Below are 14,273 nucleotides of genomic sequence, written 5' to 3' on the forward strand. Positions count from 1 at the left end.
TTTTAGTTCCTTATCCTTCGGCTCGAACGGCAGCGGCACGCGGTTGCGGGCCTGGCGCTCGATCATCCAGCCAGGATATTCCGGCGGCAGCGCGCTCACCTCGCCAGCTTATCCAGCTCATGTTCGGTCAACATCAAATCGGCCGCCGCCAGATTATCCTCCAGCTGCTGCGTGTTTTTCGCGCCGATGATCACGCTGGTCACGTGTTTCTGCGCCAGCAGCCAGGCCAGCGCCACCCGCGCCACCGAAACCGCATTCGCGTCACCAATCTCGCGCATCACCTCGATGCAGCGATCCGCCCGGTCCTTGTCCACCGGCGGGAAATCGAAGGAGAGCCGGCGGGAATCATTCTCCTTCTCGCCGCCCGGCCCGTATTTGCCCGAAAGATAGCCCCCCGCCAGCGGCGACCAGACCATCAGCCCCAGCCCTTCCTCATTCAGCAGCGGCACGATCTCGCGCTCCAGATCCCGCCCGGCAATGGAATAATAAGCCTGCAGCGTCTCGAACCGCGCAAAGCCACGCCGCTCGGACACGCCCAGCGCCTTGGCGATCTTCCAGGCCGACCAGTTGGACACGCCGACATAACGCACCAGCCCCTGGCTCACCAGATCATCCAGCGCCCGCAGCGTCTCCTCGATCGGGGTGATCGGGTCATTGGCGTGGATCTGGTAGAGATCGAGATAATCCAGCTGCAGCCGCTCCAGGCTCTGCTTCACCCCATCCATGATATGCCCGCGCGAGGCCCCGCGCTCATTCACCCCCGGCCCCATCTCGCCATAAACCTTGCTGGCAATCACCACGTCCGACCGCTTGGTGCCGAGATTCTTCAAGGCCTGCCCGAGCAGACGCTCCGACTCGCCAAAGGAATAGACATCCGCCGTGTCGATGAAATTGACCCCGGCCGACAGCGCGGTGCCGACGATGCCATCCACCTCCTCCTGGCGCAGCGCGCCGATGGCTTTCCAGAACCCGGCATTCTCATTGCCGCCGAAGGTCATGGTGCCGAGGCAGATTTCAGACACGTAAAGGCCGGTACGGCCCAGCTGCTTGTATTTCATCCGGTTAATCTCCTGAACGGCGCGCATATGGGGAGGCAGGTGCGCGGGCGCAACCGGCCAGCCTTGTGTTTGTCAGCCTCCGACCACAGAGACGAGACGCGCTGGCGCAGCCCCAGGCGTTTCTGTTTCGAAATCGACTTTATGCGGCTGGATCAGGATTTCCGCGCAGATATGGCTCAGCGCGGCCCGCGCCGCAATTCCGAGATAATCCCGTGCAGCGTATTCAACTCCTGGCGCGTCACCTCGCCACGGGTGAAGAAATGCCGCAGATTGCGCACCATGCCGGGGCGCTTCTGCTCATTGCGCAAGAACCCGCACTCATCACAGGCGCGCACCAGATGCGCCATGAAATTATCCAGCTCCCCCTTGGTCGCGGGCGCGGTTTCATTCACCTGCAGCTCACGCGGCGGCTGCTCGGGGCTGCGCGCCAGCCACCATTCATAGCCCATCACCATCACCGCCTGGGCGAGGTTGAGGGACATGAAATCCGGGTTGAGATCGTAGCGGATCAAGCTGTCCGCATGGGCGATATCGTCATTATCCAGCCCGGTGCGCTCCGGCCCGAACAAGATGCCGGCCTTCAGCCCCCGCGCCCCGATGGCAACGATCTCATTCGCCCCGCCGCGCGCGGTGAGCACCGGCTTGATGATATGGCGCGGGCGCGGGCAGGTGGCGAAGACGCGGTGCAGATCCGCCACCGCCTCGCTTACACTCTCGAACACCTGAACGTTATCCAGGATGCGATGCGCGCCCGAGCCCGTGATCCAGGCGCGCGGCAGCGGCCAGCCATCGCGCGGGGCGACGATGCGCAAATGGAACAGCCCGCCATTGCCCATCGCCCGCGCCACCGCGCCGATATTCTCGGCCATCTGCGGACGCACCAGAATCACCACCGGCGACGGCTCGATGGGGCTCAGCTCCGCCCCGCCGCTACGCCCGGTCATCAGGCCTTCCTGAGTGTGTAAGTATTCTTCGGCCCGTCCTCGATGATCACGCCATGTTCGCTGAGCAGCAGATCGCGGATGCGGTCGGACTCAGCGAAATCCTTGGCGATGCGCGCCAGCACGCGCTGCGCCACCAGCCCCTCGATAGCGCTTTCATCGATACCACCCCGGAACCATTCATCCGGGCTCAGCGCGAACAGCCCGAGCAGCTCGCCCGCCGCCTTCAACGCCACCGCCCCGACCTCATTCCCGGCAAAGGCCAGATCCGCATATTTATGTAGGGCAGCGATGGCGCCAGGCGTGTTCAGATCATCCAGCAGCGCGTCCCAGACCAGATGCAGCGGCACTTTGCGCTCACGGGCGTTCGGGTGGAGCTGGATGGCGCGGTAGAACCGGTCCAGCTCCTTGCGCGCTTCAACCAGGGCAGCATCGGAGAAATCCAGCGTCGAGCGGTAATGGCTGCGCATCAACAGAAACCGCACCGCCTCGCCCGGCGCCTTTTCCAGAACCTCATGCAGGACGAGGAAATTGCCGAGCGACTTGCTCATCTTCTCGCCATTCACCAGCAGCATGCGGTTATGCACCCACACATTGGCGAAGGTCGAACCAGGGAAGGCGCAGCAGCTCTGGGCGATCTCGTTCTCATGATGCGGGAAGATCAGATCATCGCCGCCGCCGTGAATGTCGAAAGTCTCGCCCAGATGCTTCCAGGACATCGCCGAGCACTCAATATGCCAGCCCGGCCGCCCGAAGCCCCAGGGGCTCTCCCAGCCCGGCAGATCCGGGGTGGAGGGCTTCCAGAGCACGAAATCCCCCGCCTCGCGCTTATAGGGCGCCACATCCACCCGCGCCCCGGCGATCAGCTCATCAGGCGTGCGGCCGGAGAATTTGCCGTAATTCAGGTCGGAGGCGACGGAAAACAGCACATGCCCCTCCGCCTCATAAGCATGGCCATTCTGGATCAGCTTCTCGATGATCATGATGATCTCGGCCATGTGTTCCGTCGCGCGGGGCTCGATATCGGGGGGGAGCGCATTCAGCGCCGCCATATCCTCATGATACCAGCGGATCGGCCCCTCCGTGACCTCGGCAATGGAAACCCCACGCTCCTTGGCGCGGAGATTGATCTTGTCGTCCACGTCCGTGATGTTCCGGACATAGGTTACCTTGGGATAGATCCGGCGCAGCAGCCGGATCAGCACGTCGAAAATCACCACATTGCGGGCATTGCCGATATGGGCGCGGTCATAGACCGTCGGGCCGCACAGATAGGCCCGCACATTGGCCGGGTCGATCGGCATGAAGGGCTCTTTGGCGCGCGTGCGGGTATTATAGAGGCTGAGATGCGACATGATGCGGCTCTTTTGGCGGGTTTTGCCGCCAAATCAAGCCGCATTGATTTTTTCTCCCCCGGGGTCTCTGATGACGGCCATGGAAAAGATCCTGCACGCGGTCGATACCGCCCTGCCCGCCTCGCTGGAGCGGCTGTTCGCCTTCCTGCGCATCCCCTCCATCAGCGCCCAGCCGGCCCATGCCGGAGATTGCCGCAAAGCCGCCGAATGGGCGCGCGAAACCCTGGCCGGCATGGGCTTCGAGGCGAGGCTGTCGGAGACCAGGGGCCATCCCGGCGTCATCGCGCACAACTTTTCCGCCGGGCCGGATGCCCCGCATGTGCTGTTCTATGGCCATTACGATGTGCAGCCCGCTGACCCGCTGGAGCTGTGGAATTCCGACCCGTTCGACCCGCAGCTGGTCGAAGGCCCGCGCGGCCCGCGCATCGTCGCGCGCGGGGCGGTGGACGATAAGGGCCAGGTGGTCAGCTTCCTGGAAGCGGTGCGCGCGCATCTGGCGGTCAACGGCAAGCTGCCGGTGCGCCTGACCGTGCTGCTGGAGGGCGAGGAGGAAAATGGCAGCCCCTCTCTGGCCGAGCTGCTGACCAATGAGCGCGACAATCTGCGCGCCGATTTCGTGCTGGTCGCCGACACCAATATGTGGAATTTCGAAACCCCCGCCATCACCGCCAGCCTGCGCGGCCTGGCGGCGATCGATGTGCGGCTGCATGGCCCCTCGCGAGATCTGCATTCCGGCCTGTTCGGCGGCATCGCCCTGAACCCGATCTTCGCCCTCACCCATATTCTGGGCCAGTTGAAGGACGATCAGGGCCGCATCCAGCTGCCGGGCTTCTACGACAATATCGCCCCCGTCTCCGCCGCACAGGAAGCCGCCTGGGCCGGACTGGGCTTCGATGTGAATGCCTTCCTCGGCGATGTCGGGCTGCACCAGCCGGCGGGCGAGGCCGACCAAATTCCCCTGGCCCAGCTCTGGGCCCGGCCGACAGCGGAGCTGAACGGCATTTATGGCGGCTATCAGGGCGATGGCAGCAAAACGGTGATCCCCGCCCACGCCACCGCCAAGCTCACCTTCCGCCTGGTCGCCGGCCAGGACCCGGTGAAGGTGCTCGATGCTTTCGAACGCTTCGTCACGGACCGCCTGCCCAAAGATGCACGGGCAGAGTTCACCCGGGGCGGCGCCGCCCCCGGCTACAGCCTAGACCCGAACGCCCCCTTCCTGAAAGCCGCCCAGGCGGCGCTGCAGGCCGAATATGGCATCCAACCCGCCCTGATCGGCTCCGGCGCTTCGATCCCGGTGGTGGAAGCCTTCAAAACCATCCTCGGGCTGGACACGCTGCTCGCCGGCTTCGGGCTGGATGATGATTGCATCCATTCACCGAACGAGAAATTCGAGCTGGCCTGCTTCCATCGCGGCACCCGCGCCCATGCCAGGCTGCTCGCCGCCTTCGCCGGCTGAACGCATCGCGCCTTGGCCCTGAAGCGGCTCCAGAGCGTATTCCGTTCACGTTGGTGCACGGAACACGCTATAAAGCATCAAGCTTTTAGCTTGATGCTCTATGTTTTATTTTAGCGAGCAATTTCATGTGTTTATCTTGACGCTGGCGCGTCAACCTAAACACATATTGCTCTCGCTTTTTGTTCGAGCCAGCAACTTTATCCGACCAAACGAGTCCGTTTGATCGGATATTGCTCTGCCCCGGCGCGCGAGCCGCTTCAGTTCAGCCGGATCGCATCCTCGATGATCTCAATGCCGCCCGGCACAACCAAGGCCGCATCGAAGCGCATCGCCTCCCGCGCCCAGCCAGGGTTGTTCGCCAAAGCAATCGAGGCCGCCTGGATCAGCCGCGCCTGCTGCCGGGCCGAGAGCGCGTAAGCCGCCTCGGACAGGCTGGGCCGCGCCTTCACCTCGACAAAGATCAGACAACCTGCATCCGCGGCGACGATATCGATCTCCCCGCCGGCGGTCTTCAGCCGCATCGCCAAAATCTCATAGCCCCGCCGGCGCAACATCGCCGCGACCTCATCCTCCGCCCGCCGCCCCTGCGTTTCGGCCGCGCGCCGTCCCGCCCGCCCGCGCGCATGGGCAGGAAAAACCGGAACAAGCGGGCAAATCTGGTCCGTCTGCAGTCTCATATCCGCAGTACACCACAAATTAATTAATTTTTTCCTAATTTCCGCCCTCTCAGGGCTGCCGCCACGTCCCGCGCGGCTGCCGGGCGAACTGTTCCGCCATGGCGATGCCCAGCGCCAGCAGCACTGGCCCCAGAAAGATACCCAGCGCGCCGAAGGCCAGCGCGCCGCCGAGCACGCCGATCAATGTCACCGCATAAGGCAGCGCCGCGCCACGGGCGATCAGCCAGGGCCGCAGCACGGAATCCGCCCCGCCGACGACGACGAAACAATAAATCGCCAGCAAAATCCCCGCGACAGGATGCCCGGCCGCGATCATATACAAGCAAAGCGGCACATAAACGAGCACCGCCCCGGCCGGGACAATCGAGATCAGCCCCGCGAACACCGCCAGCACCAGCGCCTGCGGCGCCCGCGCCACCTCGAACCCGATCGCGTATAATATTCCCTGAAACGCCGCCGTGCCCAGAATCCCGAACACCACGCCCCGCACGGTCGCCGCCACCAGCGTAATCAGCTCGGTCAACATCACCGGCTCAATTACCCGCACCAGCACCAGCCGGATCCGCTCGATCATCTGCGCGCCCGAGACAAAGAACAGAAAGGTGAACAGCAGCGCCACCACGGTTTCCACGAGCCCATGGGTGACATGAAACAGCAGCTGGATCCCGGTATGCGCCACCGTGCCGATCACCGGCCGCGCGGAGCTGACCACCCCGCCGAGATCGTCCGCGGAATTATTCCAGAAATCCGCCAGGAAACCGCCAATGACCGGAATTTTCTGCATGAAGGGCGGCGCCGGCGGCAGACCGTTCTGCAGGGCATCCGCCACCCAGCCCTGGCTGACACGCGCCTCTTTCGCCGCCACCATGGCCAGATGCACCAGCGGCACCAGCAGCAGCACCGCCACCACCAGCGTAATCAACCCTGCCGTGAGAACCGGCCTGACATACACGCAGCCTTTCGTGTAGATCGGCCAAAGGCAGAAGACCAGGATCCCCGCCCACAGCATCGCCGGCAGAAAAGGCAGCAAGATCAAGGCACAGCCAAGCCCCAGCGCAATCGCCAGGGCAAGCAGGATCAGCCGGTCATGTCTCATGGGATCTGTGTGCCGGGCTTCCGGAAAACGCGCAAGCCTGCGGGAACTGGGACGAATCTCACAGCCAAAAAAGCGTCTTCACATTTCGGAATTTGTACCGGTTAGGAAAATATCCGCTACTCGGTCTTGATTTATGAGATTTTTTCCAGGAAGTTGGGAAGGTACAGCGCCTGTTGGGGATGGCACGTCATGATGCGTTTCAATGAAATCGGCCAGCAATTGCGGGCCTATCGAATGGAATCCGGCCTGAAGGCGGAGGAGATTTCCGCCCGGCTCGGCGTCTCCCGCGCCGCCCTCTACCGTTATGAAAAAGGCGAGGTCATCAAGCTCGATACCGTCAACCGTCTGGCGGAATTGCTGAAAATCTCGCCGCTGACGCTGCTTGGCATCGGCGTCGAATATTATTCCAAGCCGGTCGGCTATACTGAGCGGCTGCGCCAGATCGAGGAAACCGCCGACCAGATCCTGCAGGTCTTCGGCGCGGTCTGCTACTTGATTACCTCCGATCATTTCGACGCGATTCTCTCCCAGATGCTCGACGAGCACGCCGAATCGATGGGGGCCGACAAGCACGCCGCCCGCGCCGCCGCCGAGCAGCTGATGGGCGTGCTGATCGCCCGCAAGCAAATGTACCAGGCCCGCAAGCCCTCGATCATCGGCATCTTCACCAATGCGGCGATCCAGAAATTCCTGGCCGAGGGCATCGCCCCGGCGGCGCGCGTCTCCGACCGGCTGCGTGTGCTGGCGCGCGAAGCGGCGATCCGGGAGATGGAGCTGATGGCCAATCTGATGGAAAGCGAGCCGATCGGCCTGCAGCTCGGGCTGATGGCGCAGGGCGAGCCGAATGGCCCGTTCGTGCTGCTGCGCTCGCGTGAGCGCGCCTCGCTCGCCATCAACCCGTTCCCGGCGGACGCACCGCCCAACCTGCAATCGGGGGTGGCGATGATCACCAGCGCCGAGGATGCCGTGGCCGCGCATCAGCGCGTCTCCGAGCTGACCTGGCGCGAGGCGGTGAAGGGCGCGACCGCGGCCGCACGGGTGCGTGAGCTGATCGCCGCGGTGCGCGGCTGATGAGCCCGCTGCTGCGGCCCGCAGAGCTGCTGGCCGCGCTCGGCCAGCCGGATCTGGCCATTCTGGATGCGACCTATTTCCTGCCGACTGAAGGCCAGGACGGCGCCGCGAATTTCCGCCAGGCGCATCTCCCCGGCGCCCGATTTTTCGATATCGACGCGGTGGCCGATCACGCCTCAGGCCTACCTCACATGCTCCCCACGCCGGAGGCATTCGCCACGGCGATGCAGGATCTCGGCATCAGCAACACCACCCGCATCATCGTCTATGACCAGCGCGGCATTTTCTCCGCCCCGCGCCTGTGGTGGATGCTGCGCGTCTTCGGCCACGACAATGTGCAGGTGCTGGATGGCGGGCTGCCGGGCTGGATCGCCGCCGGCGGCATCACCGAAACCGGCGCGCCCGGCCCCGCCCTGGCCGGCCAGTTCATCCCGGCGTTCCGGCCGCAGATGGTGCGCAGCCTCGCCGATATGCGCGCCAATCTCGAAACCAACGCGGCCTTGATGCTGGATGCCCGGGCCGGGGCGCGCTTTCGCGCCGAGGTGCCGGAGCCACGTGCCGGCATGCGCGGCGGCCATATCCCCGGCGCGCGCTCCTTGCCCTTTGGCGATCTGCTGGAAAACGGCCAATACCGGTCCCCGGAGGCGTTGCGCGCGATTTTCGCCAAGGCCGGGGTGGACGGCACCAAACCGCTCATCGCCTCCTGCGGCTCGGGTGTCACCGCCTGCGTGCTGGCCCTCGGGCTGGTGCAAGCCGGGCTGCCGGAAGCCGCGATTTATGACGGCTCCTGGTCCGAATGGGGCGGGCAGTCCGACACGCCGATCGAGGTCTGAATGGCACGCAAGATCGAAACCGCCCTGGTCCAGGCCGGCCGCGCCCCGGTGCGCCACTATGGCTTCGTCAACCCGCCGCTGAAGCGCGGCTCCACCGTGCTGCATAAGAGCATCGCGGCGAAAAAAGAGGTCGGCCAGCGCGCCGCCTTCGAGCCGGTGGAAAATTACGGGGTGATGGGCAGCGACACCCATTTCGCCCTGGAAGCCGCCCTGGCCGAGATCGAGGGCGGCACCCGCGCCCAGGTCACCGCCAGCGGCCTCTCCGCCATCACCGTGCCGCTGCTGGCCTATCTGAAAACCGGCGAACATATTCTGGTGCCGGATTCCGTCTACGGCCCCACCCGCAGCTTCTGCGATTCGCTGCTGAAGCGCTTCGGGGTGGAGACCACCTACTACGACCCGATGATCACCCCGGCGGCGCTGGAGGCCCTGTTCCAGACCAATACCCGGGTGCTGTTCACCGAAAGCCCCGGCAGCCATACGTTCGAGGTGCAGGACATCCCGGCTTTGGCCAAGGTCGCCCACGCGCACGGCGCCAAGGTGTTTCTCGACAATACCTGGGGGCTGCTGCATTTCGCCCCGTTCGAGCACGGGGTGGATGTCTCCATCCACGCGCTGACCAAATATGTCGGCGGCCATTCGGACATTATTCTCGGCGGCGTCGTGGTCAATTCGGAAGAGGATTGGCGCTGGCTGCGTCTGGGCTCGCTGGAGCTGGGCAATTACGCCAGCCCGGATGATTGCTGGCTGGCGCTGCGCGGCCTGCGCACGCTGCATCTGCGGCTGAAGGCGGCGGAAACGGCCGGGCTGGAGATCGCCAACTGGTTCGCGGCCCGCCCGGAGGTGGCCCGCGTGCTGCATCCGGCCCTGCCCTCCTGCCCCGGCCATGAGATTTTCAAGCGCGACTTCACCGGCGCCTGCGGCCTGTTCGGCGTCGTCTTCCAGCCCGCCTATTCCGCCGAGGATGTGGTGCGGATGATCGACGCGCTGACCATGTTCGGCATCGGCGCCAGCTGGGGCGGGTTTGAGAGCCTGGTGCTGCCCACCACCGGCACCATCCGCCGCTCCGCCGGCACCGGCAGGTTCGAGGGTGAGGCGGCGCGCTTCCAGATCGGGCTGGAGAGCGTCGAGGATCTGATTGCCGATCTCGAACAAGGCCTGGCGGCGCTCAGACGCACATGAGCCCGCTGCCGCCTCTGCTGTCAGGGTTTCTCGGCACGGCGGGGCTGGCCTTTATCATCGGGCTGGAGTTGCACGCCTACCGGCGGCGCGGCGCCGGGGCCTTGGCGCCGGAAGCCGAAGGCTTTGGCACCACCCGCACCATCACCCTCATCGCGGTGCTGGGCTTCGTGCTCTGGGTGATCGCCCCGGTGGCGCCGTTCTGCGTTGGGCTTGCGGTGCTGGGGCTGGCGCTGCTGCTGGATTACCGCAAGCGCGTGCAAGGCGGCGATGGCTCGCTGGTGCCCAGCGTGGTCGGGCTCATCGCCTACAGCCTGGGGCCGCTGGCGCTCACCGCCCCGTTGGCGCTGCTGGCCGCGCTTGCCGTGCTGGTGCTGCTGGCACTGGGCGAACAGGCGCGCATCCGCCGCTTCTCGGATGCCTTCCCCCCGGAAGAAGGCGTCACGCTGGCGAAATTCCTGGTGCTGGCCGGGCTGATCTACCCGCTGCTGCCGGCCACCGACCTGCCTTATCTGCCCGGCATCGGCTGGACCAAGATCTGGATGGCGGTGCTGGTGATCTCCGGGATCTCCTATCTCGGCTATCTGGCGCATCGCTATCTGGTGCCGCGCGCCGGCACGCTGCTCACCGGGCTGCTGGGCGGGCTCTATTCCTCCACCGCCGCCACGCTGGTGCTGGCGCGCGGGCTGCGCGCCACGCCGGAGGATGCCGGCTTTGCCCCCGCGGCCGTTATTCTCGCCACCGCGATGATGTATGCGCGGCTGCTGGCCTTGATCGCGCTGCTCGGCCATGTGCAGGCGGCCCTGGCGCTGGCGCTGCCCTTTGGCGGGCTGTTCGCCGCCTCGCTGGCGCTGGCCGGGGTGCTGGCCTGGCGGGCGCGCGGCGCCAGCACGCAAGCCCATCCGGCGGTGAGCGCCAACCCGCTGGATCTGCCGGTGGCATTTCTCTTCGCCGGGCTGTTCGTGCTGTTCGCCTTCATCACCCAGCTGGTCACCACGCGCTTTGGCGCCTCAGGGCTGCATGTGCTGAGCTTCGCGGTCGGGTTTTCGGATATCGACCCGTTCATCCTCTCACTGCTGGACGGCAAATTCGCGGTCAGCCCGCAAGCGGTGACGGCGGCCATCCTGATTGCCAGCGCCAGCAATAATCTGCTGAAGGCGGCCTACGCGCTGGGGTTTTCCCGCAACCGCGCGATGCTGCCCGCCGCTCTGTGGCTATGCGCGGCGGCGGCGATCTCGTTTGGACTCGCTTTGTCATAAAAGTTTTTCGGTGCCGCTTTTTTTCAAAAAAGCGGCGAAACCGTTCGGGGCGGTCGCACTGGCGTCGTCACCACCCCAAACCTTTTGCAGCCCTTTTTGAAAAAAGGGCTGCACCCCAAAAACTTTTTAAATCACCACTTCCCCATGCCAGACCTGCGGCGGCTTCTCGAAGCAGGCGCTGACATTGGCCCGCCACTGAGTGAACGCCTCCGTGGCCCGGAACGCCTCATGCGCCGCCACACTCTCCCACTGCACCAGCAGCACGAAACGCGTCGGCTCCTCCACCAGGCGCTGCACGCTCATGCCATGGCAGCCCTTTGAAGCCAGGAAGAGCGGCTTGCTCTTCTGCGCCCCCGCGATGAAATCTTGCTCCATCCCGGGCTTGACCAGAATATCCGCGAATTCAGTGACCATCTCTCAGCCTCCCACCGTCTTCGAGCGCTGCTCGCCCAGCCCCTCCACGCCCAGCCGCAGGCTCTGGCCCGGCCGCAGGAAGATCGGGTTGGGTTTCTGGCCCATCCCCACGCCCGCCGGGGTGCCGGTGGCGATGATATCGCCCGGATACAGCGTGATGAACTGCGAGACGTAGGACACCAGCGTCTTCACCCCGAAGATCATGTTCGCGGTGGTCCCGTCCTGCATCATCCGCCCGTCCACCTCGCAGAACAGCTTCAGCTTCTGCGGGTCGGCGACCTCATCCTTGGTCACCAGCCAGGGGCCGACCGGGCCGAAATGATCCGCCCCCTTGCCCTTGTCCCAGCTGCCGCCGCGCTCGGTCTGCCAGTGCCGCTCGCTGACATCATTCACCACCGCATAGCCGGCGACATAATCCAGCGCCGCCGCCTCTGAGACGCGCGACGCCTTGGCGCCGATCACCACCCCCAGCTCAATTTCCCAGTCAGTCTTCTCGGAGCCGGGTGGGATGATCACATCATCATACGGCCCGCAGAAAGCGGAGAGGGATTTCAGGAACACGATCGGCTCCTTCGGCGCCTTGGCGCCGGTCTCGGCGGCATGGTCGGCATAATTCAGCCCGATACAGACAAAATTCCGCGGCCGCGGAATGCAGGCGCCGATGCGATGTTCCGCCTTCAGAATCGGCAGCGTCTCCGGCTCCAGCTTCTGCAATTGTGCCAGCCAGTCCAGCGTCATCTCCTCGCCGGTGACATGGATCAGCGCGTCCTCCAACGTGCGGATCTGCCCCTGCCCGTCGAGAATACCCCATTTCTCCTGGCCTTCATCCCCATAGCGCAGCAATTTCATTCGTTTATCCTTTCTTTCAGCCGTCAGCGTTCAACACAAAGCTGGGTGGCGAACATGCGGCGTGTCAAGACACTGGTTTCATACTAACCATGCGCGAACAGATCTGGAGGGGTCGCCAATACCATGCCGATGTTCATTCTTCACGCCAAGGACCGCCCGGATGCCTTGGATCTCCGGCTGGAGCATTACGCCGCCCATCGGGCTTTCCTGGAGGAGCAGGACGAAATCGGCAAGGTCAGCGTCATCATGTCCGGCCCGCTGCAGACCGACGATGGCGAGCAGATGATCGGCTCGCTGCTGCTGCTGGAGGCGGAGAACCGCGAGGCGATCGACAAATTCGTGCAGGATGATCCGTTCACCCGTGAAAATGTGTGGGGTGAGGTGAGCGTGACCCGCTTTTATCGCCGCCGCTCCCCGGGCCGGGACCTGCCCATGCCCTGAGGCGGGCTTGCATTATATTTCATTAAAAAAGGCCGGTCTCCATAAGAGACCGGCCTTTAGCATCTGATTCGATGCCTACGTTTCTTGGCTCCCTAAACTTGGCGGCTGGCATTGACTGCCCCGTTCAGCAATCTGCTCCGTTTCGGAGCATTTTGATGACGGTTATGTGCCACGGCGGCTTTCATGGCGGAAAAAAGGCAGGCTGACAACCCCTGAGATGCTGTTTTTTGCAGGATAACAGCGTTAACAAGAATTTTCTTTCATGCCGCTCTCCGGTAACAAATCAGCCAAGAAGCGCACGCAGAGCCTGCACCGCCGCGCGCACCTCCTCGGCCGCCTGGGTGGTGGCACCGGCTTCGGTCACGCCCAGCCCGTCGGCAAAAGCGTTGGCGTAGCCGGCGCGGTTGGCCAGCGCCACCGGCAACAGGGTCAGCCGCCGCGCCGCGATCTCCGCCTCCAGCCGCTTGCGCAATTTCGAGGCGGCGGGGGCGCGGTTGAACAAAAGTGCAGCCGGGCGTCGCTCTTCCGCCGCCAGCTTCAACGTCCCCTCCGCCGCCCAGAGATCGGGCGGGGCCGGGTTCATCGGCACCAGCACCAGATCCGCGCCGCGAATCGCCCGCCTGGCATCGCTGTCGATCACTGGCGGGGTATCCACCAGCACGTAATCATGGCTGGATTTGAGCTTCTCCAGCTCATTCGCCAGCCGCCAGCCGGACACGGCGATCACCTCCAGGCCGGGATTGGCCTTCGCCGCGCCCTCCCGCAGCCGGCCCCAGGCGGTCAGGCTGCCTTGCGGATCGATATCCAGCAGCGCCACCCGCCCTTGCTCGGCCAGGGCGGCGCCGAACTGTGCCGCGATCATGGTCTTGCCGGCACCGCCTTTTTGCTGTGCAACCGCGATAATCTGTCCCATCTAAAGCCTCCTGCCTCAGGTGGAGTAAATGGCATATTCGTTTGAACGGCCAGAGAATTTTGCGGGTGCGTTGCTGACCCCGGCGGAGATGGGCGCGGCCGACGCCCAGGCTGGAGACGGCGCGGCGCTGATGCAGGCGGCCGGGCGGGCGGTGGCGCGCGCCATCCTGCAACGCATCCGCCCCACGCGCACGCTGGTGCTGGCCGGGCCGGGCAGGAATGGCGGTGATGGCCATGTCGCCGCCTCCTATTTGGCGCGGGCCGGCTGGCATGTGCGGGTCAAATCCCCCGGCGAGGCGACGCTGGACAATGTCGCCCGCGCCGGGCTGGTCATCGATGCCTTGTTCGGCGCCGGGTTGTCGCGGGATCTGGATGCGCATTGCACCGCCCTGCTGCGCACCGCGAAACGGCTGGTCGCCATCGATGTGCCGTCCGGGCTGGACGGCGCCACCGGCCAGGTGCGCGGCTTCGCGCCGCAGGCCGAATTCACCGTCACCTTCGTGCGCAAGAAGCCTGGCCATCTGCTCTATCCGGGGCGCGGCCTGTGCGGGGAGGTGCTGTTGCGCGATATCGGCATGCCGGACGAGATCATTGCCGGCCTCGCGCCACGCTGCTGGGAGAACAGCCCGGCCCTGTTCACCCTGCCTCCGCGCGCGCCCACCGGCCATAAATATGGCAGCGGCGAGGTCACCCTCCTCTCCGGGACCCTGCCGGGGGCGGCGCGGCTGGCGG

15 protein-coding genes are annotated in these 14,273 nt (G+C 64.8%); 7 read left to right on the forward strand and 8 right to left on the reverse strand.

Annotation, left to right across the window (positions count from 1 at the left end):
• Nucleotides 1-95: 95 nt before the first annotated feature.
• The 3 genes from MXAZACID_RS07590 to cysS all read right to left on the reverse strand — a co-directional run bounded on the left by MXAZACID_RS07590 (nucleotide 96) and on the right by cysS (nucleotide 3,354).
• Complete coding sequence (locus tag MXAZACID_RS07590) at nucleotides 96-1,058, reverse strand: aldo/keto reductase (protein WP_008493642.1); 963 nt, start codon at nucleotides 1,056-1,058, stop codon at nucleotides 96-98.
• Nucleotides 1,059-1,234: 176 nt separating this feature from the next.
• Nucleotides 1,235-2,002: an RNA methyltransferase gene (locus MXAZACID_RS07595; protein WP_008493643.1), complete on the reverse strand. Its 768-nt coding sequence runs from the start codon at nucleotides 2,000-2,002 to the stop codon at nucleotides 1,235-1,237.
• Nucleotides 2,002-3,354, reverse strand: a complete 1,353-nt coding sequence (gene cysS / locus MXAZACID_RS07600; RefSeq protein WP_008493645.1) for a cysteine--tRNA ligase — start codon at nucleotides 3,352-3,354, stop codon at nucleotides 2,002-2,004. The genes MXAZACID_RS07595 and cysS overlap by 1 nt, the downstream gene beginning before the upstream one ends.
• A gap of 79 nt (nucleotides 3,355-3,433) precedes the next feature.
• Here cysS and MXAZACID_RS07605 point away from each other — a divergent pair, with 79 nt between their 5' ends.
• Nucleotides 3,434-4,810 (forward strand): dipeptidase, encoded by a 1,377-nt coding sequence (locus MXAZACID_RS07605; protein ID WP_008493646.1) that lies wholly within the window; start codon nucleotides 3,434-3,436, stop codon nucleotides 4,808-4,810.
• Nucleotides 4,811-5,067: 257 nt separating this feature from the next.
• Here MXAZACID_RS07605 and MXAZACID_RS07610 read toward each other — a convergent pair whose 3' ends face one another.
• Both MXAZACID_RS07610 and MXAZACID_RS07615 read right to left on the reverse strand, forming a co-directional pair.
• The gene (locus MXAZACID_RS07610; protein ID WP_008493647.1) at nucleotides 5,068-5,487 is read right to left on the reverse strand and encodes a YraN family protein; all 420 of its coding nucleotides are present in this window, start codon (nucleotides 5,485-5,487) and stop codon (nucleotides 5,068-5,070) included.
• A 49-nt stretch (nucleotides 5,488-5,536) separates the two neighbouring features.
• Nucleotides 5,537-6,583 (reverse strand): AI-2E family transporter, encoded by a 1,047-nt coding sequence (locus MXAZACID_RS07615; RefSeq protein ID WP_008493648.1) that lies wholly within the window; start codon nucleotides 6,581-6,583, stop codon nucleotides 5,537-5,539.
• Nucleotides 6,584-6,772: 189 nt separating this feature from the next.
• Between MXAZACID_RS07615 and MXAZACID_RS07620 the strand changes: the two genes are divergently transcribed.
• Genes MXAZACID_RS07620 through MXAZACID_RS07635 form a run of 4 tightly spaced genes read left to right on the forward strand, consistent with a single transcriptional unit; the run spans nucleotide 6,773 to nucleotide 10,925 of the window.
• Nucleotides 6,773-7,654, forward strand: a complete 882-nt coding sequence (locus tag MXAZACID_RS07620; protein ID WP_008493649.1) for a helix-turn-helix domain-containing protein — start codon at nucleotides 6,773-6,775, stop codon at nucleotides 7,652-7,654.
• Entirely contained in the window at nucleotides 7,654-8,487 is an 834-nt protein-coding gene (gene sseA / locus MXAZACID_RS07625; RefSeq protein ID WP_008493650.1) for a 3-mercaptopyruvate sulfurtransferase, read from the forward strand. The genes MXAZACID_RS07620 and sseA overlap by 1 nt, the downstream gene beginning before the upstream one ends.
• The gene (metC, locus tag MXAZACID_RS07630; protein WP_008493652.1) at nucleotides 8,488-9,669 is read left to right on the forward strand and encodes a cystathionine beta-lyase; all 1,182 of its coding nucleotides are present in this window, start codon (nucleotides 8,488-8,490) and stop codon (nucleotides 9,667-9,669) included.
• Nucleotides 9,666-10,925: a DUF4010 domain-containing protein gene (locus MXAZACID_RS07635; protein WP_008493655.1), complete on the forward strand. Its 1,260-nt coding sequence runs from the start codon at nucleotides 9,666-9,668 to the stop codon at nucleotides 10,923-10,925. Before metC ends, MXAZACID_RS07635 begins: the two co-directional genes overlap by 4 nt.
• 126 nt (nucleotides 10,926-11,051) lie before the next feature.
• Here MXAZACID_RS07635 and MXAZACID_RS07640 read toward each other — a convergent pair whose 3' ends face one another.
• Nucleotides 11,052-11,339 (reverse strand): antibiotic biosynthesis monooxygenase, encoded by a 288-nt coding sequence (locus tag MXAZACID_RS07640; protein WP_008493656.1) that lies wholly within the window; start codon nucleotides 11,337-11,339, stop codon nucleotides 11,052-11,054.
• 3 nt (nucleotides 11,340-11,342) lie between these two features.
• A complete protein-coding gene (locus MXAZACID_RS07645; RefSeq protein ID WP_008493657.1) occupies nucleotides 11,343-12,188 on the reverse strand; it encodes a fumarylacetoacetate hydrolase family protein in 846 nt (281 codons plus the stop codon).
• Between the two features lie 123 nt (nucleotides 12,189-12,311).
• Between MXAZACID_RS07645 and MXAZACID_RS07650 the strand changes: the two genes are divergently transcribed.
• Nucleotides 12,312-12,629: a YciI family protein gene (locus MXAZACID_RS07650; protein WP_008493658.1), complete on the forward strand. Its 318-nt coding sequence runs from the start codon at nucleotides 12,312-12,314 to the stop codon at nucleotides 12,627-12,629.
• Nucleotides 12,630-12,912: 283 nt separating this feature from the next.
• Here the strand turns inward: MXAZACID_RS07650 and parA are convergent, their stop codons facing one another.
• Entirely contained in the window at nucleotides 12,913-13,542 is a 630-nt protein-coding gene (gene parA, locus MXAZACID_RS07655; protein ID WP_008493659.1) for a ParA family partition ATPase, read from the reverse strand.
• Nucleotides 13,543-13,570: 28 nt separating this feature from the next.
• On the opposite strand from parA, the gene MXAZACID_RS07660 reads away from it, so the two are divergent.
• A partial coding sequence (locus tag MXAZACID_RS07660; RefSeq protein WP_240376557.1) for an NAD(P)H-hydrate epimerase occupies nucleotides 13,571-14,273 on the forward strand: 703 nt, incomplete at its 3' end.

Origin of the sequence: Acidocella sp. MX-AZ02 (assembly GCF_000306035.1) — a bacterium.
Classification (GTDB): Bacteria; Pseudomonadota; Alphaproteobacteria; order Acetobacterales; family Acetobacteraceae; genus Acidocella; species Acidocella facilis.